The organism is Streptomyces sp. 3N207 (assembly GCF_052246355.1).
Taxonomy (GTDB): Bacteria; Actinomycetota; Actinomycetes; order Streptomycetales; family Streptomycetaceae; genus Streptomyces.
Genome location: NZ_JBQQBV010000031.1, coordinates 25,932 through 45,475, shown reverse-complemented (window position 1 = coordinate 45,475; position 19,544 = coordinate 25,932). Strand labels below are relative to the sequence as shown.

The window sequence follows — 19,544 nt, the reverse complement described above, 5'->3', positions numbered from 1 at the left end:
ATACCCGCAGGCTGCGGGTGACAGCCAGGGGCACCCCCTTATCAGGACGCGAGCCGCCTATCCGAATTGCATAGCTATGTATGCAATTCTCGGTGAGTGCTGTGGTTGATCGTCGCCCACTTCGCGGCCGCGTGCTGCGCCGGGCCACTGGTGCAGTGGCTCGGTACGCGCGCGTTTGTGCTGCTCGCGGCGGTGCCGGCCGGCGCCGCCGCATGGGCGGCGGCACACTTTGCCCAGGTCGCGGACGGCGAAGTGCTCACCGAGCACACCGCCTGGATTCCGGCGCTCGGCGTCGGGATCGCGCTGCGGTGTGACGCCCTCGCGCTGGTGATAGTGCTGATCGCCGGCGGCATCGGTGCGCTGGTGATGATCTACTGCGCGGCCTACTTCGACCGCGACACACCACGGCTGGGCGCTTTCGCCGGGTCGTTGACCGCGTTCGCCGGGGCGATGCTCGGCCTGGTCCTGGCCGACGATCTGATCGTGCTGTACGTGCTGTGGGAACTGACCACGGTCTTCTCGTTCCTGCTCATCGGGCACAGCTCCGAACACCGGACCAACCGGCGGGCCGCGCTCCAGGCGCTGCTGGTCACCACGCTCGGCGGGCTGGTGATGCTCGTCGGCTTCCTGATGCTGGCGCAGGCCGCCGGCACCTTCCGGATCTCACAGCTGCTCGCCGACCCGCCCGGTGGGGGAGCGCTGGTGGCGGGCGGCGTGGTGCTGGTGCTGGTCGGGGCGCTGTCCAAGTCCGCCGTATGGCCGTTCAGCTTCTGGCTGCCGGGGGCGATGGCCGCCGCCACCCCGGTCTCCGCGTATCTGCACGCCGCCGCCATGGTCAAGGCCGGGGTCTATCTCATCGCGCGGCTCGCGCCCGGCTTCGCCGAGGTGGTGCCCTGGAAGGCGCTGGTGCTGGTGCTGGGCAGCGTGACGATGCTGCTGGGCGGCTGGCGGGCGCTGCGCGAGACGGATCTGAAGCTGCTGCTCGCCTTCGGTACGGTCAGCCAGCTCGGCTTCCTCACCGTGCTGGTCGGCGACGGCACCCGGGACGCGGCGCTGGCCGGGGCCGATGTGCTCCTGGCGCACGCGCTGTTCAAGGCGCCGCTCTTCCTCGTCGTCGGCGCCATCGACCGGCTGACCGGGAGCCGCGACCTCGAACGGCTCTCCGGCGTCGGCCGGGCGCTGCCCGCACTGTGCGGTGTCGCCGTACTCGCCGGGCTGTCGATGGTGGGGTTGCCTCCGCTGCTCGGGTTCGCCGGCAAGGAGGCGGCCGTCGCGGCGCTGCTGGGCGCCGGGACGGCCGAGGCGTGGACGCTGGCGGCCGTCGTCGCGGGGTCGGCACTCACCGCCGCGTACACCCTGCGCTTCCTGTGGGGGGCCTTCGCCACCAAGGGCGGCGCCCCACCGCTGAACCCGGTGACCTGTCCGGAGGGTGCTCGGACCGGGACGCTGCTGCTGGGGCCGCCGCTGCTGTGTGCGCTGGCCGGGCTCGCGCTGGGCCCCGGCGTGGTGTGGCTCGACCCGCTGCTGGGCCGGTACGCCGACGCGTTCCCCGTCGAGGGCGCCCCCTACCACCTGGCGCTGTGGCACGGCTGGGGCGTGGCGCTGGGGCTCGCGGTCGTCTCCTGGGTGCTGGGTGCCGCGCTCTTCCTCGCCGCACGGCCGCTCGCCGCGCTGGGCGAGCGGCTCTCCCAGTTCGACGGCGACCAGGTGTTCGCCCGCTCGCTGTGGGCGCTGGAGCGGCTCTCGCTCCAGGTCACCGGCGCCGTGCAGCGCGGCTCGCTGCCCGTCTACCTGGGCACGGCCCTCGTCGTGCTGTTCGGCTTCGAGACGGCGCAGCTGGTGGCCGGTCACCCCTGGCCGGACCTGGGCCCGGCACGCTGGTACGACTCGGTCCCCCAGCTCGTCGTCGCGGCCGGGGTGGCGGGGGTCGGCGTGCTGTGTGTGGCGGCACAGCAGCGGCTGAAGGCGGCCGTCCTCGCCGGTATCACCGGATACGGCGCCGGACTCCTCTACGTACTGCACGGCGCACCCGATCTGGCGCTGACGCAGTTCGCGGTGGAGACCGTCTCGCTGACCGTCTTCGTCCTCGTACTGCGCAGGCTCCCGGCGCGCTTTCCGGACGGCAGCCGGATGTGGCGGACGCGGCGGAGCGTGCAGCTCGTCTTCTCGGTCGCGGCCGGGGCGCTGATCGCCGGGCTCCTGTACGTCGCCCTCGCCGCCCGCACCGCCCCTCCCTCCGGACCCGAGCTGCTCTCCGCGACGGAACACGAAGGCGTCCGGAACGTGGTGGCCACCACCCTCGTGGACCTGCGCGCCTGGGACACCATGGGCGAGTCCGCGGTGCTCGCCGTCGCCGCAGTCGGCGTCACCAGCCTCGTCTATCTGCGCCGCCGGACCCGGGTGCCGGTCGCCCAGCCGGTACCGCGAGAGGAGGACCCCTCAGGCCCGCCGCCGACGGCGCCCGTCGCGGGGCCCGGGACACCGCCCGCCACCGCGCCCGGCTCGGCGAGCGTCGCCCTCGACCGCCGGGCCGAGTCCGCCGAGACCGGGCCGCACCGCCTTCCCGCGGGGCGCAGGGACGCCTGGAAGCTGCCGGTACGCCCGCCGCCGCGCGGCTCCCCTGTCGCACCGCGCCGCACCTGGCTGGCCGCCAGCTCCTCGCTCGCCCCCGAGGGGCGCTCGGTGATGTTCGAGGTGATGGCCCGGCTGGTCTTCCACCCGATCGTGGTGCTCTCCCTCTATCTGCTCTTCTCCGCCGAGAACCAGCCCGGCGGCGGGTTCACCGCGGGCCTGGTCGCCGGACTCGCGCTGGCCGTGCGCTATCTGGCGGGCGGTCGGCTGGAGCTGGCGGCGGCAGCGCCCGTGGACGCCGGCTTCCTGCTCGGCCTGGGCCTGCTGATCATCACCGGCACCGGACTCGGCGGGCTCTGGCTGGGCGGCAGCGTGCTGGCCGCCGGCAAGGTCACCGGCGACTTCTGGCTCGTCGGGCCGTTCCACGCGGCCAGCCCCGTGCTCTTCGACACCGGCGTCTATCTGCTCGTACTCGGCGTCGTCCTCGATGTGCTGCGCAGCCTCGGCTCGGAGATCGACCGGCGCCTGGAACGCGAGCGTGCCCGCAGCGCGGATGCCTCCGGCAGTACGGAAGAGGGGGCCGCGTGACGGGAACCGTTGTCCTGGTGGCCTGCGGCGGAGTGCTGTTCGCCGCCGGTACGGCACTGCTGCTGGCCCGTCCGCTGACCCGCATCCTGCTGGGCGCCGTCCTGATCGGCAACGGCGTCAACATCCTGGTGCTCGCCACCTCCGGACCCGACGGCAACGCCGCGCTGCTCTACCCGGGCTCGGCGCGGAGGACGATGGCCGACCCGCTGCCGCAGGCGTTCATCCTCACCGCCATCGTCATCACCCTCGCGCTGACCGCGTTCCTGGCGACCATGGCCTACCGCTCCTGGCAGCACTCCGGCAACGACGACGTACCCGACGACATCGAGGACATCCGCGTCGTCCGCCGCGCCACCTACGCCGAGGAGCGCGAACGGCTGCGCGCCGCCTACCGCAAGCGGCGCCTGGAGTACCGGGCCCTGGCCCGCGACGAGGAGGAGCGCGAGGCCCGGGAGTACACCGCCTACGAGCGGCTGGGCACGGCCCGCGACCGGTACCGCGAGCTGCGTCGGCGCGCTCGCGCCGACGCGCGGGCCTTCCGCGCCCGCCAGGCGCGGGCCGAGGAGAGCGCGGAGGAGATCGTAGGGGAGGACGACCCATGGCAGACCATCCTGGGCGCGGACCGATGACGCCGAGCCCTTTGTGTCCGCCGAGCACCTTGTGCCCGCCGCGGACTCCTTGTCCGGCGCCGCGGGAAGAGGTGGCCCCGCGGGGAAGGGTGGCCCGGCGGGGAAAGGCGATGCGGCGTGCCGGATCGTGGGCCGCGCGGGGAGGGCGGCGATGAACGGGCCCTCGCTATTGGTACCTCTGCCGGTGATCCTCCCCCTCTGCGCCGCGGGGTTGAAACTGGCGATCGGCGCCAGACTGGAACGCCTGCAGCGCGTCATCAGTGCTGCCGTGCTGCTGGCCGTGCTCGTCGTCTCGCTGCTGCTGCTGATCGCAGCGGATCGGCACGGGCCGCAGGTGATGGACGCCGGGGGGTGGGCGCCGCCGGTGGGAATCGTGCTGGTCGCCGACAGGCTCTCGGCGCTGATGCTGGTGATCTCCTCGTCCGTGACGCTGTGCGTGCTCGTCTACTCGGTGGGCCAGGGCATGGCGGACAACGACGAGACCACCCCGATGTCCGTCTTCCATCCCTCCTATCTGGTGCTGGTCGCGGGGGTCTCGGACACCTTCTTGGCGGGGGACCTGTTCAATCTCTACGTCGGCTTCGAGCTGATGCTGACGGCCAGTTATGTGCTGATGACCATCGGCGGCACCCTGGCGCGGATCCGGGCGGGAGCCACCTACGCGGTCGTCTCACTGCTGTCGTCCATGCTGTTCCTGGCCGCCGTCGCCATGGTGTACGCCGCGGCCGGCACCGTCACCATGGCGCAACTGCCCGCCCGGCTCGACGCGTTGCCGACCAGCGTCGCCATGGTCATCCAGATCGCGTTGCTCGGCGTCTTCGCCATCAAGGCGGCCGTCTTCCCGCTCGCCGCCTGGCTGCCCGACTCCTATCCCACGGCTCCGGCGCCGGTGACTGCTGTCTTCGCGGGGCTGCTGACCAAGGTCGGCATCTACGCCATGCTCCGTACGCAGACGCTGCTCTTCCCCGGGCCCCGGATCGGCACCGTCCTGATGGTCCTGGCGCTGCTGTCGCTGCTCGTGGGCATCCTCGGTGCCGTCTCACAGACCGACCTGAAGCGGCTGCTCTCCTTCACCCTCGTCAGTCACATGGGGTACATGATCTTCGGGATCGGACTGGGCAGCCCCGGCGGTATCTCCGGTGCGGTGTTCTATGTCGCCCACCACATCACCGTGCAGACGACCCTCTTCCTCGTCGCCGGGCTGATCGAGCGCCGCAGCGGTACGACCGACCTGCAGAGCCTCGGGGGTCTGGCGCGTCTCTCCCCGCTGCTGGCCGTGCTGTTCTTCGTCCCCGCCCTGAACCTCGCCGGCATCCCGCCGCTCTCCGGCTTTCTCGGCAAGCTCGGGCTGCTGCGGGCCGGCGTGGACGACGGCGGGGTACTCGCCTACGTACTGGTGGCGGGCGGCACGGTCACCAGCCTCCTCACCCTGTACGCGCTGTCCAAGGCGTGGAACGTGGCCTTCTGGCGCGCCCCCACGCCCGAGATGTGCGCGACGGGGACGGTGCTGGAATCGACGGAGGAGGAAGAGGAGCCCTCCGGACGGGCTGAGCCTGCCGCCCGGTCGACGCCGCCCGGCGGTGCCGTCGACTGGCCCGGGGGACTCAGAGTGCTGGTGCCACGGCGAGTGACGGCCACCTTCGGCGGCCAGGAGATCACCACCAGCAGCTCACTCCCCGTCAGCATGGCCGGCGCCACCGCGGCCCTCGTGGCGTTCGGGCTGGCCTTCACCGTGCTCGCGGGCCCGCTGTTCGGACTGACCGACCGCGCGGCCGGCGAACTGCTGGCGCGCAGCCCCTATGTGGAGGCGGTGCTGAAGAGATGACGGCCCCTCAACGGCTCCCCGAGACCAGTCGGCTGCGCGCCACCCAGTGGCCCATGGTGCTCGGTCTCACCCTGCTGTGGCTGCTGCTGTGGGGAACCCCCACCCCGGCCAACATCGTGACCGGAGTACTGGTCGCGCTGCTGGTGGTGCTCGTCTTCCCGCTGCCGCCCATCGAGAAGCAGGCCCGCCTGCATCCGCTCGGCATCCTGCGGTTCGTCGTGCGGTTCGCGCTGGACATGGTCGTCTCCAGCTGGCGGATCAACCGTTTCATCCTCGCGCCCACCCGCCCGCGCTGTGCCGTGCTCGCGGTGAAGATGCGTTGCCCCGGCGATCTGATGCTCACCTTCACGGCCGTCGCCGTCACCGCCGTGCCCGGCAGCACCGTCCTGGAGGTCGACCGCCGCTCGGGCACCCTCTATCTGCATGTGCTCGGCGGTGAACGGGAGGAGGAGCAGGCGCGCGCCCGGCGGGACGCGCTGCGCCTGGAGACCCGCGTCGTGGAGGCTTTCGGCACCGCCGCCGACGTCACGGCGATCCGTGCCTCCGAGGCGGCCGAGGAGGTGTTCGGCCGGTGGCGGTGACAGCGGCTCCCGATGCGGCGGCCTTCGAGGTGACCTCGTCGGTGATCGCCGGGCTGCTGCTGGCGGCCGGGCTGATGGTCACCCTGCGGCTGGTGCGCGGGCCCTCGACGCTGGACCGCGCTGTCGCCCTCGACGCGCTGGTCGCCGTGGTGATGGCCGGTATCGGACTCCAGTCCGCGATCGCGGGCATCGCCTTCTACCTGCCCGTTCTCCTCGTCCTCTCCTTCCTCGGCTTCACCGGCTCGGTCGGCGTCGCCCGCTTCATGGCGCTGCGCGACGAGGCCGGGACCGAGGACGTGGACGAGAGCGAGGGCACCGGCGAGGGAGCGACCGGCGAGGACGACGAGGAGGCATCGCGATGAGCAGCCGGACAGGGAGAGCCGCGATGAGCCGGAATGCCCTGGCAGGGAGAGCCGCGATGAGCCGCACACCGGAGGATGCCCCATGAGCTGGATCGTCGTGGCCGATGCGGCGGGCGCCATGTGCATGCTGGCGGGCGCCCTGCTGTGTCTGCTGGCCGGGATCGGGCTGCTGCGGCTGCCGGACGTACTGACCCGGATGCACGCCGCGACCAAGCCGCAGTCGTTCGGTCTGCTGCTCGTGCTGATCGGCGCCGGGCTGTGGTTGCGCAGCCCCATCGACCTGTGCACCCTGCTGCTGGTGGGCCTCTTCCAGCTGCTGACCTCACCGGTGGCCGCACACATGGTGGGCCGCGCCGCCTACCGGACCGGCCGGCTGGACCGCGAGGACCTGGTCCGCGACGAACTGGAGGCGGCGCTGCGTGAGGCCGCCGCCCGGGATCAGCAGGGCCCGGAGGAAAACCCCAGGTCAGCGGGGTAAGTTCGGCCTTCCTTGCTGGCAGCGGAGGGGACTTGGTGCCTACGATTCGAACAGTGGGCGCACATCCGCGCCTGCTGTTCGAAGTGAAGGAGCCGTACGGGCCATGTCCCAAGCCGGAGTCACCGACCCGACCCACGTCGCACACCGCGACAACCACACCCACCGCGACGTCAACGGCGGCTGGCTGCGGCCCGCCGTCTTCGGTGCGATGGACGGGCTGGTCTCCAACCTCGGTCTGATGACCGGCGTGGCGGGCAGCGCCGCCTCCTCCCAGACCATCGTCATCGCAGGTCTCGCCGGGCTCGCGGCCGGCGCCTTCTCGATGGCCGCCGGTGAGTACACCTCCGTCGCCTCGCAGCGCGAACTCGTCCAGGCCGAGCTGGAGATCGAACGCCGCGAGCTGCGGCGCAGCCCGCGCGAGGAGGTCAGGGAACTGGCAGCGCTGTACGAGTCGCGCGGCGTCGACCCCGACCTGGCCATGAAGGTCGCGCAGCAGCTGCACCGCGACCCGGAGCAGGCGCTGGAGATACACGCCAGGGAAGAGCTGGGCATCGACCCGGCCGACCTGCCCTCACCGACCGTCGCGGCCGTCTCCTCGTTCCTGTCCTTCGCACTGGGCGCCGTACTGCCCGTGCTGCCGTACCTCTTCGGCACCACCGCGCTGTGGCCTGCCGTGCTGCTCGCGCTGCTGGGGCTGTTCGTCTGCGGGGCTGTCGTCGCGCGGGTCACGGCCCGGACGTGGTGGTTCAGCGGAGCGCGCCAGCTGGCACTCGGCGCGGCGGCTGCGGCGGTCACCTACGGGCTGGGCGCCCTGTTCGGGGTCGCGGTCGGCTAGCGGACGGATCAGCGGCGGCGGGCCAGCGACAGCGTGCGGCGCGCCCCCGCGACGACGGCCGCGTCGACGAAGCGGCCGTCCGCCAGCGCCAGCGCCCCCGCGTCGGTGCCGGCGGCCGTCACGATCTCCTCCGCCGCCGCGACCTCCTCCGCACTGGGCCGGTACGCCGCCTCGATCACCGGGAGCTGCCGCGGATGGATGGCCGTCCGCCCGAGGAACCCCCGCGCCCGCCCCTCCGCGCAGTCCAGGGCCAGCCCCTCGACGTCCCGTACGTCCGGGTACACCGACTGGGGCGGGGGTGCCAGCCCGGCGGCCCGCGCCGCGACCACCGCCCGCCCCCGCGCGTACTCCAGACCGCCGCCGGTCGACACTCCCAGGTCGGCGCGCAGGTCCGCCTCTCCCAGGGCGATACCGCGTACGGCGTGATGTCCGGTCGCGATCTCGAAGGCGTGCTCTATCCCGAGCGCGGACTCCAACAGGGCGTACAGCGGCGGTACGTCGTTCCCCGGCGGTACCCAGCCGGCGGCGCGCCGCAGCTCGCCCACGCCCGGTACCTTCGGCAGCCGCAGCCCGGCGAGGCCCGGCAGGGGCGCGAGGGTACGCACGTCGTCCTCGGCGAGCGGACCGTCCAGGGCGTTGACCCGTACATGGACGGGCACCGGGCCGGGCGCGCCGTCGGACAGCAGCTCGGCCGTGGAGGCACGCGCATACGCCTTGCGCTCGGGCGCGACGGCGTCCTCCAGGTCGACCAGCACCACATCGGTGCCCGAGCGCAGTGCCTTGGCGACCACATCGGGCCGGTCCCCGGGGGCGTAGAGCCAGGTCAGACAGGTTTCGGCAGCGGCAGGGCCGGTTGAGTGCGGGGCTGGTGCCGCCGGTGAGGCCCTCACCGCACCACACCTCCCTCCCGCAGCTTGCCGATCTGCTCTTCCGTCAGGCCGAGGCCCGAGAGCACCTCGTCGGTGTCGGCGCCGTGCCGGCGGCCTGCCCAGCGGATGGAGCCGGGCGTCTCGGAGAGCCGGAAGAGGACGTTCTGCATCTTCACCGTGCCGAGTTCGTCATCCTCCACCTCGGTGATCGAACCGAGGGCGCGGTACTGCTCGTCGGCCAGCACGTCGCGGACGTCGTAGACCGGCGCGATGGCGGCCTGGGCCTCCTCGAAGGCGCGGAGCACCTCGTCGTGGTCGTGGCGGGATATCCAGCCGCCGACCGCCTCGTCCAGCTCCGCCGCGTGCGCGGCGCGGCCCGCGCCGGTCGCGAACCACGGCTCGGCCAGGAACTCGGGGTGCCCCACCAGCCGCAGTACGCGCTCGGCTACGGACTGCGCGGACGTGGAGACGGCCACCCAACGCCCGTCCGCCGTGCGGTAGGTGTTGCGGGGCGCGTTGTTGGCCGACCGGTTGCCGGTGCGCGGTTGGACGTAGCCGAGCTGGTCGTACCAGGTGGGCTGCGGGCCCAGTACGGTCAGCATCGGCTCGATGATCGCCATGTCCACCACCTGGCCCCGCCCGGTGCGGTCGCGCCCGGCCAGTGCGGTCATGACGGCGTACGCCGTGGACAGCGCCGCGATCGAGTCCGCGAGACCGAACGGCGGCAGGGTCGGGGGCCCGTCCGGTTCGCCGGTGAGCGCCGCGAAACCGCTCATCGCCTCGGCGAGAGTGCCGAACCCGGGGCGGCGCGCATACGGGCCGAGCTGGCCGAAGCCGGTCACCCGGGCCAGCACGAGCCGCGGGTTGGCCTCGGACAGCTCGTCCCAGCCCAGCCCCCACCGCTCCAGGGTGCCGGGGCGGAAGTTCTCCACGACGACATCGGCTCCCGCGGCGAGCTGTAGCAGTACGTCGCGGCCGTCGGGGGAGGAGAGGTCCAGGGTGATGGTCTTCTTGTTGCGGCCCAGCAGCTTCCACCACAGGCCGACCCCGTCCTTGCCGGGGCCGTGCCCCCTGGACGGGTCGGGCTTGCGCGGGTGTTCGACCTTGATGACCTCGGCGCCGAAGTCACCGAGCATGGTGGCCGCGAGCGGGCCCGCGAAGAGAGTGGCCAGGTCGAGGACGCGGAGATCTTTGAGAGGGGGTTCACTCATGGTGCGGGGCCTCCTGCGACGTCGAAGGATTGGGGCTGTCTGCCGCCAGGGGCGGCAGGGAGGGCCGATCCGGCCCGCGCGCTGCGACGGTGCTCAGCGCGAACGTCCGTGCAGCGAGCGCGTCGAAACCCGTACCGTTCAGGGCGCCCACGCTGGTCGCCAGCCTGTTGTGCAGCGGAGCCGTCCAGCGGGCGGGGAGAGCGGCGGGGGAGCCCGCCAGCAGGCCGGTGAGGGAACCGGCCGTCGCCCCGTTCGAGTCGGTGTCCCAACCGCCCGAGACCGCCCGGCGGACGGCGCCGTCGAAGTCGCCGCGCGCATGGGTCAGGGCCGCGGCCACCAGCGCCGCGTTGGGCAGTACATGGACCCAGTGGTGGCTGCCGTACGCCGCGTGCAGCCTGTCGACCACCGGCTCGAACCCCGCCACGCTGCCGTCCCGGGCCGCACGCGCAGCGGCGATGCCGGTGCGGACGGCAGCGGCGTACCGGGAGGCGGGCGGTACGACGGACAGCCCCGCCGCCAGACAGGCGTCCACATCGGCGTCCGCGCCGCCGCCCGCCGCACGGGCCAGTGCCGCCGCGACGAACATCGCGCCGTAGACGCCGTTCGCCGTATGGGTGAGCACCGCGTCCCGCCAGGCGGCCTCGGCCGCTGCCGCCGGGTCGCCCGGGTGGGTCCAGCCGAAGATGTCGGCGCGGATCTGGGCGCCGATCCACTCGCGGAACGGGTTCCGGTATGTCCCCGTACGCGGCGGCTCCACCCCGGCCAGCAGGTTCCGGTAGGCCACGCGCTCGGCGGTGAACGTACGGCCGGCCGGCAGCTCGTCCAGCCACAGCCGTGCCACGTCGGCGGTGCCGAACCCGTGGCCGTACCGCTCCAGCAACAGGATGCCGAGCAGCGGGTAGTTGAGGTCGTCGTCCTCGGGTGCCCCGTCGATGTTCTCGGCGAGCGAGTTCGCCGCGGAGTGGCGGTTCCAGGGATGTGCTGCGGCGGTCTCCGGATCGAGGCCGCGTGCGGTGAACCAGGTGGTCAACGGCCAGTTGCCGGTGGCACGGGCCAGCGCCCGGATGCCCTCCAGCGGCAGCTTCTCCACCGGTCTGCCCAGCACGCATCCGGCGGCCCGGCCCGACCAGGCGGCGTGCAGCCGCTCTTCGAGTCCGGGCCGCACCCGGTGGCGGGTGGCGGGCCAGTCCGGGCAGCGGGCGCGGATCGCGTCCAGACCGGTCGGCTCGTCCGCGGCCGAGGGCACCGCCAGCTGTGCCAGTTCGTCCAGCAACTCCTCGGCGAGCGAACGCAGTCGGGGGTCGGCCGGGCCGCCCGACGCACCGGCCCGCTCCGGCGCCGGACGGCCCCCGGCGGCCAGCCACCGCCGCTCGACCGCCGAGGGGTCCCGCCCGTCCTCGGCAGCCTGCCGCAGCTCGTGCCCGACCAGATCCTCGGGCTGCACCCAGGTGAGACGCAGCCCGGCGGCGCCTGCCGTGCCCTCGCTCATCGCGGCTCTCCCAGCGCCTCGAAGGCCGCCTCGTGGGCGCGCCTGCGTGCCACATCGCGGGCGAAGACCTCGCGGGCGACCGCGGCCAGCGACACCGCGGGGGCGTGCAGGTCCAGTTTGCTGGCGGCGGCGACCTGTTCGCTCCACTCGGCCGGGACGGCGGCCTCGCCGTGCAGGGCACCGGCGAGGGCTCCGCTCATGGAGGCGATGGAGTCGCAGTCCCGCCCGTAGTTGACGGAGCCGAGGACGGTGGCGCGGTAGTCGCCGGCGCCGACCAGCAGCATGCCGAGGGCTATCGGCAACTCCTCGATGGCGTGCAGCCGGGAGGGCCGGCGGGCACTCAGCGACGGGTTGCGGTAGTCGGGGCCCACGGTGTCGAAGGGCGCGACGGCCTCCCGCAACGGGGCCAGCGCGGCCTCCCAGTCGTCGTACCGCGCGGCCGTCTCACAGACCTCCGTCATGGCGGCGCGGGTACCGTCCTTGGCGAGCCGCAGCGCCTCCTCGACGACCGACCCGGGCGTGGCGCCCGGCCGGTGCGCCGCGGCCACGGCGGCGGCGAACACCCCGGCCGCCTCCCGGCCGTACGAGGACTGGTGGGCGCCCGCCACATCCAGCGCCTCCGCGTAGGCGGCGTCCGGGTTGCCCGCGTTGACGACGCCGACCGGCGCCATGTACATCGCGGCCCCGCAGTTGACGATGTTGCCCGTCCCCGCCTCGCGCGGGTCCACATGCCCGTAGTGCAGCCGGGCCACCAGCCACTTCTCGGCGAGGAAGATCCGCTGCAACAGCAGGGCCTCCGCCTCCAGTTCGGGGACCCAGCGGGGGGTGCCGATCAGGTCGGGCACCAGATGGTCGGCGACCGCGTACGCATCCAGATGGTCGCGTACCGTCTCGTAGACGCGGACCAGGGCGTGCGTCATGAGGGTGTCGTCGGTGACATGTCCGTCGCCCTTGTGGTATGGCGCGATGGGCCGGGCCGTGCGCCACCGGTCCTTGTGGAACGGTTCGACGATGCCCCGGACCCGGCCGCCGTGCCGCTCGGCGATGGCTTCCGGGGTCCAGCCTTCGACCGGGCCGCCCAGCGCGTCGCCGACAGCGGCGCCGACCAGGCAGCCCACGGTGCGGTCCTCCAGTGAGGAGAGCGCACGGTCGGGTGCGGGGGAGGAACTCATGATTCCGGGGGTCCTTCCGGGGCGAGGGTCTTGGCAGCGGTCGGTGGTGCGTCGGCCGGGAGCGTGAGCAGATGGTGCGCGGCCAGCCGCCGGGCGGTCTCCACGAGATCGGAGCCGGCGAACTGCGGCAGGGCGCAGCCGGACAGCTCCCGGCAGCTCTCCCGCCAGGAGGCGGGCACCGCTCCGGAGCCGCCGAGGGCGCCGGCCAGCGCCCCGGTCAGCGCGGGTGCCGAGTCGGCCACCCGGGACAGACAGGCGGCGGCGGGTACGGCGGCGCTGAGCGAGCCCTGTGCGGCGGTCGCCACGGCGAGCGCGACGGGCACGGTCTCGGCGGCGGCGATGCCGTAGCTGTAGACGTGGTCGACGATCTCGTGCTCCAGCACGGGGACGAGCGCGAACGCACTGCCGGGCCCCGAGGCGCTGTCCCGCAGCGCGCCGCGCGCCAGCCGTACGGCATGCAGTGTGTTGCGGCGGATCTCGGTGCCCTCGGGCAGCTGGCCGAGCGCTGCTTCCACACAGGCACCGGTGTCGCCGCCCGCCAGCGCGACCGCGACGGCCGCGGCCATCGCACGCGCGCCGTGCACCCCGTCGTCGTCCTGCGAGTAGCGGGCGTCGAACTCCGCGAGCGCAGCGGCGGAGACGGGATCGCCGGGGTGCACGACGGCCAGTACGGCGGCGCGTACGCAGGCGGCGTCGTCGAAGTAGTGCGGGTTGTCGTGCCCGGTGGCCGGCGGCCGGAGCCCCGCGGCGAGGTTGCCCAGTCCCGCGCGTACGGAGATCCGGGCGCGCAGCGGGATCTGCGCCGACTCGATCTCCTCGGCCTGCTCGGCGGCTGCCGCGACCTCGTCGGCCAGCGCGTTCCACGCCAGGGTCAACGCCGCGCGAACGCGCTGGTCGGGGGTGAGGTCGCTGTGGCCGGCGACGGCGGCCGACAGGATGGCGTGCGCGGTGAAGGCCGCCCATTCCGCGTCGTCGGACGGGCCCAGCCGCAGCGGTTCGGGCGGCTGGTTGAGCGCGATGGGCACCGGCAGCGTCGTGGTGGCGTTCTGCTCGGCGAACGTGTCGAGTTCGCGGGTCAGCCTGCGCGTCCAGTCCGGCAGCCGGGCTGCGCGGTGCCGCCCGGAGGGCCAGCCCGCCGCGTCCCCGGCGGCCAGCCCCAGCAGCAGCCCCTCGATACGCGCGGCCCCGTCGCCGCCCGGCGAGGGAGTGGGACGTGGCACGGCGGTGACGCAGCTCATGAGGCGTCCCGCGCGTCGCGGCATGCGGCATCCCGTGCACCGTGGGCGGGCGCCAGGAGTTCACGGCCCGGTGCCGGTGCCGGAGTTGGTGCTGGTGTTGGTGCCGGAGCTGGTGCTTCGCGGCGCGGTGCCGGTGCGCCGTGGCGGGGTGCCTGGGCGCCGTGCGCCGGTGCCAGCCGGTCGGCGATGTCACGGATGTGCCGTCCGGCCATGGCGGGCAGACAGCTGCCGCGGGCCGGCCGGATCGCGGCGGCCCACTGGGCCGGAATGGCCAACTCGCCGCGGAGCGCGCCCGCCAGCGCCCCGGCGACGGCGGCCGTGGTGTCGGCGTCGCGGCCCATGTTGACGGCGGTGAGCACCGAGCCGGTGAAGTCGCCGCGCGCGGCGGTGAACGCGCCGAACGCCAGCCCGATGGCCTCCGGCGCCAGGTCCGTCCACGGATAGCCGCCGATGACGACGGACGAGCGTACGGCCCGCTCGACGCTCAGCCGGGTGGCGTTCGGCCGCAGCGGCGCACGCCGCGCCGCCGAGACGGCGCGCTGGAGGGACCGGGAGGTCCAGGCGTCCTCGGGGATGACCGACAGCGCGGCCTGGACGACGGCGCCCGGGTTGTCGCTCACCATGGCGGCGGCCACCCCGGCCGCGACGGCGCGCCCGCCGTAGATGCCCTCGCCCTCGTGGCTCACGGTGCCGTCGATGGAGACCAGTCGCGCGGCCTCGGCCGGCCGGCCCGCGGCGAAGACGCCGAACGGCGCGGCACGCATGGCCAGTCCGTCGCTCCAGGCGTGCCGGTGCTGTGCGGAGATGGGCGCCGCCAGGCCCCGGCGCAGATTCTCCAGCGTGCCGCGCTCGCTGAAGCCCGCACCGCGGAAGGAGCCTGTCCCGTCCCCTTCCAGATCGGCGATCCAGCGGTGCCAGGCGGCTTCCACATGTGTGACCGAGAGAGCCGAGCCGTGCTCGGCCAGTAACAGCCCGGAGAAGATGGCGTACTCGGTGTCGTCCGTACCCGCCGGGTCGTCGCAGACGAACCCCTCGATACGGCCCCAGCGTTCGCGGATCTGCGAGGGCTTCATGTTCTCGGCCGGCGCCCCGAGGGCGTCACCGACGGCGAGCCCGACCATGGCGCCGCGGGCACGGTCGGCGGGAGAGGGGGCGAGCGCGGCGGGAGCGGTGAGTATGGGTGCGGGTGCGGGTGCGGGTGCGGGTGCGGGTGCGGGGCGCGAGGCGGGGGAGGGCGGTGGTGCGGTCGGTGCTGCGGCCGAGTGCTCGGCGCTCATGCGCTGCTCTTTCTGTGCGTTCCGTGCGTGCCCTAGCGCTGGTAGCGGTTGAGTATGAGGTTGCCGTCGCCGACGAGTGAGTCGCGCAGCGTCCCCAGGTCGGTGTCGCCGTTGTAGTAGCGCTGGAAGGCGGGTGTGGCGACCTTGTCGGACCACTCCGCGTAACCCCGTACGCCGAGCGTCGGTGACGGCAGCAGGGTGCGCGCTGTCTGCGCGCCCGTCCGCCAGCCGTCCTTCCGCCGGTTGACGGCGGGGTCCTTCAGCGCCTCGGTGGCAGTGGGCAGCAGCCAGTCGCCCCTGGCGAGCTCGGCCTGGTGCTCAGGCGTGGTCATATACGCGACGAAGTCGGCGGCGGCCTGCTTGTGCCCGCTCTCCTGCGCCACCGAGAGGGTCTGCGGGACGACGCCCTGGGCGTTCTCGCCGGGGCGTTCACCCCGGGGCAGCGGCAGTACGGTCCACTCGAACCCCTTCGGGGCCTGCTGCTGCACCTGCTGCCGGTAGGAGAAGTTGAGCGGGGCCATCGCGTAGCGGCCCGCGAAGAAGCCGGGCAGTGCGTCGGAACCGCCCATGCCGAGCCCGCTCCTGGGTGCCGTCCGGTCCTCGTCGACCTGCCGGTGGATCAGCCGGCTGATTGCCGAGTCCCGTGCGTCGAAGCGGACGGCGTTCTTGGTGCCGTCGTCCGTCCGCTTCTTGGTGAAGACCTTCCCGCCGGTGGACAGCGCCAGGTTGACCGTCTGTTTGACCGGCTCCTTCATCGTCCACACGGTGCCGTACCGCTCGGGCTTGCCGTTGTGGTCCTTGTCGCGGGTCAGCTTCTTCGAGACCCGCTCGAACTCGCGCCATGTCCACGGCTTCTCCGCCGTGGGGATCCGCACCCCTGACCGCTCCAGCAGCTTCCGGTTGGCGATGATCACCCGGGGCTCCTGGAGGAACGGCACCCCGTAGACACGGCCGCCGTTCATCGTCACGGAGTCCCAGCTCTGCCGCGGGATGGCGGCGCGGGTGGCCTTCGGCAGATACGGGCGCAGATCGGCGAGGTAGCCGCCGTAGGCGAAGTCGGTCAGATCGCTGGCGTCGTCATGGATGATGTCGGGCGCCTCGCCGCCCTCGAAGGAGGTCAGCAACTGGTCGTGGACGCTCTCCCAGGCGCCCTGCACATAGCGCACCTTGACCTTCTTGTGCGTCCTGTTCCACTGCGCGACCAGCTTCTTGTTGGCCGTGATCGACTCCTTCTGCCAGGCCAGGCTGTAGTAGTCGAGGGTGACGGTGCCGTCCCCGTCCCCCTCGCCGCCGCCCCCGCAGGAGGCGAGCAGCGTGCAGGCCAGCAGGGTCGCGGCGGCCCGACGGCCCAGGAGTGCGACGCGGCGCATCAGCCCTTCACCGCCCCTGCCAGCATCCCCGCGACGAGCCGCCGCTGGAGCAGCGCGAAGAACAGCAGGCTCGGGACGGTCGCCAGCACCGAGGCGGCGGCCAGCGGGCCCAGGTCGGCGACGCCCTCGGCGCCGAGGAAGCGGGTCAGGATGACGGACATCGTCTGGTTCTCCGGCGACTTGAGCAGCACGAGGGCGAAGAAGAACTCGTTCCAGGCGGTGACGAAGGAGAACATCAGCGTCGCCACCAGTCCCGGCGCCAGCAGCGGCAGCACGACACTCCGCAGAATGCGCAGCCGGCTCGCCCCGTCCACCGCGGCGGCCTCCTCCAGCGAGACGGGCACCGCACGCACATAGCTCTGCAGCATCCACAGCGAGAACGGCAGGTTCCAGACGACGTACACGATGATCAGCCCGCCCACCGAGTCGATCAGCTGGAGGTTCTTCAGGACGAGGAACAGCGGGATGATCACCAGCACGAACGGGAACATCTGGCTGACCAGCACCCAGCCGTTCGCGGCACCGCTCACCTTGGAGCGATGGCGGGCCAGCACATAGGCGGCGGGCACCGCGATCGCGACGGAGACGAGGGTCGCGCCGCCCGCCACGATCAGGCTGTTGAGCGCCGAGCGGGCCAGCGGCTGCGCCTCGAAGGCGGAGCGGAAGTTCTCCAGGGTGGGATGCTGCGGAATCCACGTCGGGTCGATCTTCCCCAGCTCCGCCGGCGACTTGAACGATGTGGACAGCAGCCACACCAGCGGAAACGCGAGGAAGACCAGATAGCCCAGCAGCCCCGCGTACTGTGCCGTACGGCCCGCGATCCGCCGCGCCCGGCGCCGGGCCGACGGGGCGGAACCGCGGGTGGCGGTGGTGGCCGGCGCGCTCATACTGTGCCCTCCTCGGAGCCCTTCAGGCGCTTGCGCAGGAACACCGTGAGGAACACGGCGACGACGGCGATCATCACGACGCCCATCGCGGCGGCGTAGCCGAACTGGCCGTAGGTGAAAGCCTCTTCGTAGGCGAACAGCATCGGCAGCCGCGTCTGACCGCCGGGGCCGCCCTGGGTGAGCACATAGACCAGGCCGAAGGAATTGAAGTTCCAGATGAAGTTGAGCGCGGTGATGGCGAGGGCCACCGGCTTGAGCGCGGGCCAGGTCACCGTGGCGAACCGCCGCCACACTCCGCATCCGTCCAGCTGTGCGGCCTCGGTCAGTTCGCGGGGTACGTTCTGCAGCCCGGCCAGCAGCACCACGGTGGTCTGCGGCATGCCGGCCCAGACGCCGACGAGGATGACGGCGGGCAGCGCGAGCGAGAGGTTCGTCAGCCAGTCGATATTGCCGGAGCCCTCCCCGAGCAACCCCAGCTGCCGCAGCGTCTGGTTGAGGATGCCCGCGTCCTGGTGGTAGACGAGCCGCCACATGACGCCGACGACGACCTCCGGCATGGCCCAGGGCACCAGTGCGAGGGTGCGGGCCAGCCAGCGGAACCGCAGGTTCTGGTCGAGCAGCAGCGCGAGCCCGAGTGCCAGCAGCAGTTGCAGCGTGGTCACCGAGACGGCCCACACCAGACCGATCCGGAACGACTCCCAGAACAGCGAGTCCAGCCGCAGGTCGGCGAAGTTGTCGACGCCGATGAAGTCGGTCCGCACGGTGCGGCCCGCTTGCGCATCGGTGAAAGAGAGGGACACCGCGTACAAGAGTGGCCCCGCGCTCAGCACCAGGATCGGGATCAGCGCCGGCAGCAGCAGAAACCAGGCCCCATGATCGAGCCCGAGCGACCGCCTGCGGGCCGCGGGTGTGCGGGGCGGCTTCCGCCGAGGGGGTGCCCCTTCCCGACGTCTGCGGGCTGCGGGCACGTCGTGGCTTGTCGCGCAGTTCCCCGCGCCCCTTACGGGGCGCGTCTCCCCTGCGAGCTTGGGCAGTCTGCGCCAGGGGCGCAGGGTGGGCAAGCGCAGCCCCCCATGCCGGGTACCGCCGCTCATGAGGCGGACCGAGGCGCGGACGACGCGCGGACGTTGAGCCGCGGAGCGGTGGTGATCCGGCGCGCTGCCGTGGCGGCGCCCCTCCCAGCGCGGTCGGCAACCGACCGCGCGCCGGCGTCCTCCGCGAGCCGTTCGAGCAGCATCCGGGCCGCCGTCCTGCCGCGTTCTTCGGAGCCCAGGTCGACGCTGGTGAGCGGGGGCCAGCCGGCCCGGGCCAGTTCGCTGTCGTCCATGCCGACGAGGGCCAGGTCCTCGGGTATGCGCAGCCCCCGCTCGTGCGCCGCCTGTCCCGCACCGAGCGCGAGTTGGTCGTTGGCGCAGAAGACGGCGTCCGGGGCCGCCCCCGAGTCGAGCAGGTCGAGCAGTGCGTTGCGGCCGGCCGCCAGCCCGAAGGAGGTGGCGCGCTCCAGTGCAGGCTCCGGCACGATGCCGTGGTCCGCGAGCGCCTTGAGGTAGCCCTGGCGGCGGTTGTGTCCCGGCACCGTGTCCAGCGGCCCGTTGAGGAAGGCGATGCGCTGTCTGCCCGTCTCCGCGAGGTGGGTGACGGCCAGCCGGGCACCGGTGACGGAGTCGGCCGCCACGGCGTCCACGGGCACGTCGCCGGGCAGCGATCCGATGACGACGACCGGGCCCGCCGCGGCCTTCAGCACGTCGATGTGCTCGGGGGTGATGCGGATGGGGCAGAGGATCAGCCCGTCGCTGGTGCGGTCACCGAGGCTGCGGACGACGGCCAGTTCCTCCTCCAGCACGGCGTCCGTGGAGTGCAGCAGCAGCCGGTAGCCTGCCGCCCGGGCAACGGCCTGGATCTGGCGGACCATCGCGACGTAGACGGGGTTGCCGATGTCCTGCATGGCGAACGTCAGCTGCTTGGTGCGACCGCCCTTGAGGGACTGGGCCACGGCGTTGGGCACATAGCCCAGCTCCGCCGCCGCGCGCTCGACCCGCCGTACGGTCTCCGGCCGGGCGCCCATCCCGTTGAGGACCCGGGACACCGAGGCGATCGAGACGCCCGCCCGTTCCGCGATCGACACGACGGTCGGTGGTCCGTCCTCAGGTATCACTGCTCGC

17 protein-coding genes are annotated in these 19,544 nt (G+C 72.9%); 7 read left to right on the top strand and 10 right to left on the bottom strand.

Going from position 1 to position 19,544, the window contains the following annotated elements; translation table 11 throughout:
* The first annotated feature begins 96 nt into the window (after nt 1-96).
* The 7 genes from ACTWP9_RS32655 to ACTWP9_RS32625 all read left to right on the top strand — a co-directional run bounded on the left by ACTWP9_RS32655 (nt 97) and on the right by ACTWP9_RS32625 (nt 7,869).
* Nucleotides 97-3,159, top strand: coding sequence for a Na+/H+ antiporter subunit A (locus ACTWP9_RS32655; RefSeq protein ID WP_443249943.1), 3,063 nt, complete (start codon nt 97-99; stop codon nt 3,157-3,159).
* Complete coding sequence (locus tag ACTWP9_RS32650; protein ID WP_443249942.1) at nt 3,156-3,788, top strand: Na(+)/H(+) antiporter subunit C; 633 nt, start codon at nt 3,156-3,158, stop codon at nt 3,786-3,788. Before ACTWP9_RS32655 ends, ACTWP9_RS32650 begins: the two co-directional genes overlap by 4 nt.
* Nucleotides 3,789-3,939: 151 nt before the next feature.
* Complete coding sequence (locus ACTWP9_RS32645) at nt 3,940-5,613, top strand: Na+/H+ antiporter subunit D (protein ID WP_443249941.1); 1,674 nt, start codon at nt 3,940-3,942, stop codon at nt 5,611-5,613.
* The gene (locus ACTWP9_RS32640; protein ID WP_443249940.1) at nt 5,610-6,194 is read left to right on the top strand and encodes a Na+/H+ antiporter subunit E; all 585 of its coding nucleotides are present in this window, start codon (nt 5,610-5,612) and stop codon (nt 6,192-6,194) included. Before ACTWP9_RS32645 ends, ACTWP9_RS32640 begins: the two co-directional genes overlap by 4 nt.
* A complete protein-coding gene (locus ACTWP9_RS32635; protein WP_443249939.1) occupies nt 6,185-6,556 on the top strand; it encodes a monovalent cation/H+ antiporter complex subunit F in 372 nt (123 codons plus the stop codon). The genes ACTWP9_RS32640 and ACTWP9_RS32635 overlap by 10 nt, the downstream gene beginning before the upstream one ends.
* An 82-nt stretch (nt 6,557-6,638) precedes the next feature.
* On the top strand, nt 6,639-7,034 hold the full coding sequence (gene mnhG, locus ACTWP9_RS32630) for a monovalent cation/H(+) antiporter subunit G (RefSeq protein ID WP_443249938.1): 396 nt from the start codon (nt 6,639-6,641) through the stop codon (nt 7,032-7,034).
* Between the two features lie 103 nt (nt 7,035-7,137).
* Entirely contained in the window at nt 7,138-7,869 is a 732-nt protein-coding gene (locus ACTWP9_RS32625; RefSeq protein ID WP_443249937.1) for a VIT1/CCC1 transporter family protein, read from the top strand.
* A gap of 8 nt (nt 7,870-7,877) precedes the next feature.
* Here the strand turns inward: ACTWP9_RS32625 and ACTWP9_RS32620 are convergent, their stop codons facing one another.
* The 10 genes from ACTWP9_RS32620 to ACTWP9_RS32575 form a co-directional block, all read right to left on the bottom strand.
* Nucleotides 7,878-8,759, bottom strand: a complete 882-nt coding sequence (locus ACTWP9_RS32620) for an HpcH/HpaI aldolase/citrate lyase family protein (RefSeq protein WP_443249936.1) — start codon at nt 8,757-8,759, stop codon at nt 7,878-7,880.
* Nucleotides 8,756-9,949 carry a CaiB/BaiF CoA transferase family protein gene (locus ACTWP9_RS32615; RefSeq protein ID WP_443249935.1) on the bottom strand — a complete coding sequence of 398 codons (1,194 nt, stop codon included), beginning with the start codon at nt 9,947-9,949 and terminating at the stop codon, nt 8,756-8,758. Before ACTWP9_RS32615 ends, ACTWP9_RS32620 begins: the two co-directional genes overlap by 4 nt.
* Nucleotides 9,942-11,438 (bottom strand): ADP-ribosylglycohydrolase family protein, encoded by a 1,497-nt coding sequence (locus ACTWP9_RS32610; protein WP_443249934.1) that lies wholly within the window; start codon nt 11,436-11,438, stop codon nt 9,942-9,944. Before ACTWP9_RS32610 ends, ACTWP9_RS32615 begins: the two co-directional genes overlap by 8 nt.
* On the bottom strand, nt 11,435-12,610 hold the full coding sequence (locus tag ACTWP9_RS32605) for an ADP-ribosylglycohydrolase family protein (protein ID WP_443249933.1): 1,176 nt from the start codon (nt 12,608-12,610) through the stop codon (nt 11,435-11,437). The genes ACTWP9_RS32610 and ACTWP9_RS32605 overlap by 4 nt, the downstream gene beginning before the upstream one ends.
* The gene (locus ACTWP9_RS32600) at nt 12,607-13,848 is read right to left on the bottom strand and encodes an ADP-ribosylglycohydrolase family protein (protein ID WP_443249932.1); all 1,242 of its coding nucleotides are present in this window, start codon (nt 13,846-13,848) and stop codon (nt 12,607-12,609) included. Before ACTWP9_RS32600 ends, ACTWP9_RS32605 begins: the two co-directional genes overlap by 4 nt.
* Entirely contained in the window at nt 13,845-14,969 is a 1,125-nt protein-coding gene (locus ACTWP9_RS32595; protein ID WP_443249990.1) for an ADP-ribosylglycohydrolase family protein, read from the bottom strand. Before ACTWP9_RS32595 ends, ACTWP9_RS32600 begins: the two co-directional genes overlap by 4 nt.
* 188 nt (nt 14,970-15,157) lie before the next feature.
* Nucleotides 15,158-16,495: an ABC transporter substrate-binding protein gene (locus ACTWP9_RS32590; RefSeq protein WP_443249931.1), complete on the bottom strand. Its 1,338-nt coding sequence runs from the start codon at nt 16,493-16,495 to the stop codon at nt 15,158-15,160.
* A complete protein-coding gene (locus ACTWP9_RS32585; protein ID WP_443249930.1) occupies nt 16,495-17,382 on the bottom strand; it encodes a carbohydrate ABC transporter permease in 888 nt (295 codons plus the stop codon). The genes ACTWP9_RS32590 and ACTWP9_RS32585 overlap by 1 nt, the downstream gene beginning before the upstream one ends.
* Entirely contained in the window at nt 17,379-18,350 is a 972-nt protein-coding gene (locus ACTWP9_RS32580) for a carbohydrate ABC transporter permease (RefSeq protein ID WP_443249989.1), read from the bottom strand. The genes ACTWP9_RS32585 and ACTWP9_RS32580 overlap by 4 nt, the downstream gene beginning before the upstream one ends.
* A gap of 122 nt (nt 18,351-18,472) precedes the next feature.
* Nucleotides 18,473-19,537 carry a LacI family DNA-binding transcriptional regulator gene (locus tag ACTWP9_RS32575; RefSeq protein ID WP_443249929.1) on the bottom strand — a complete coding sequence of 355 codons (1,065 nt, stop codon included), beginning with the start codon at nt 19,535-19,537 and terminating at the stop codon, nt 18,473-18,475.
* Between the last annotated feature and the right edge of the window lie 7 nt (nt 19,538-19,544).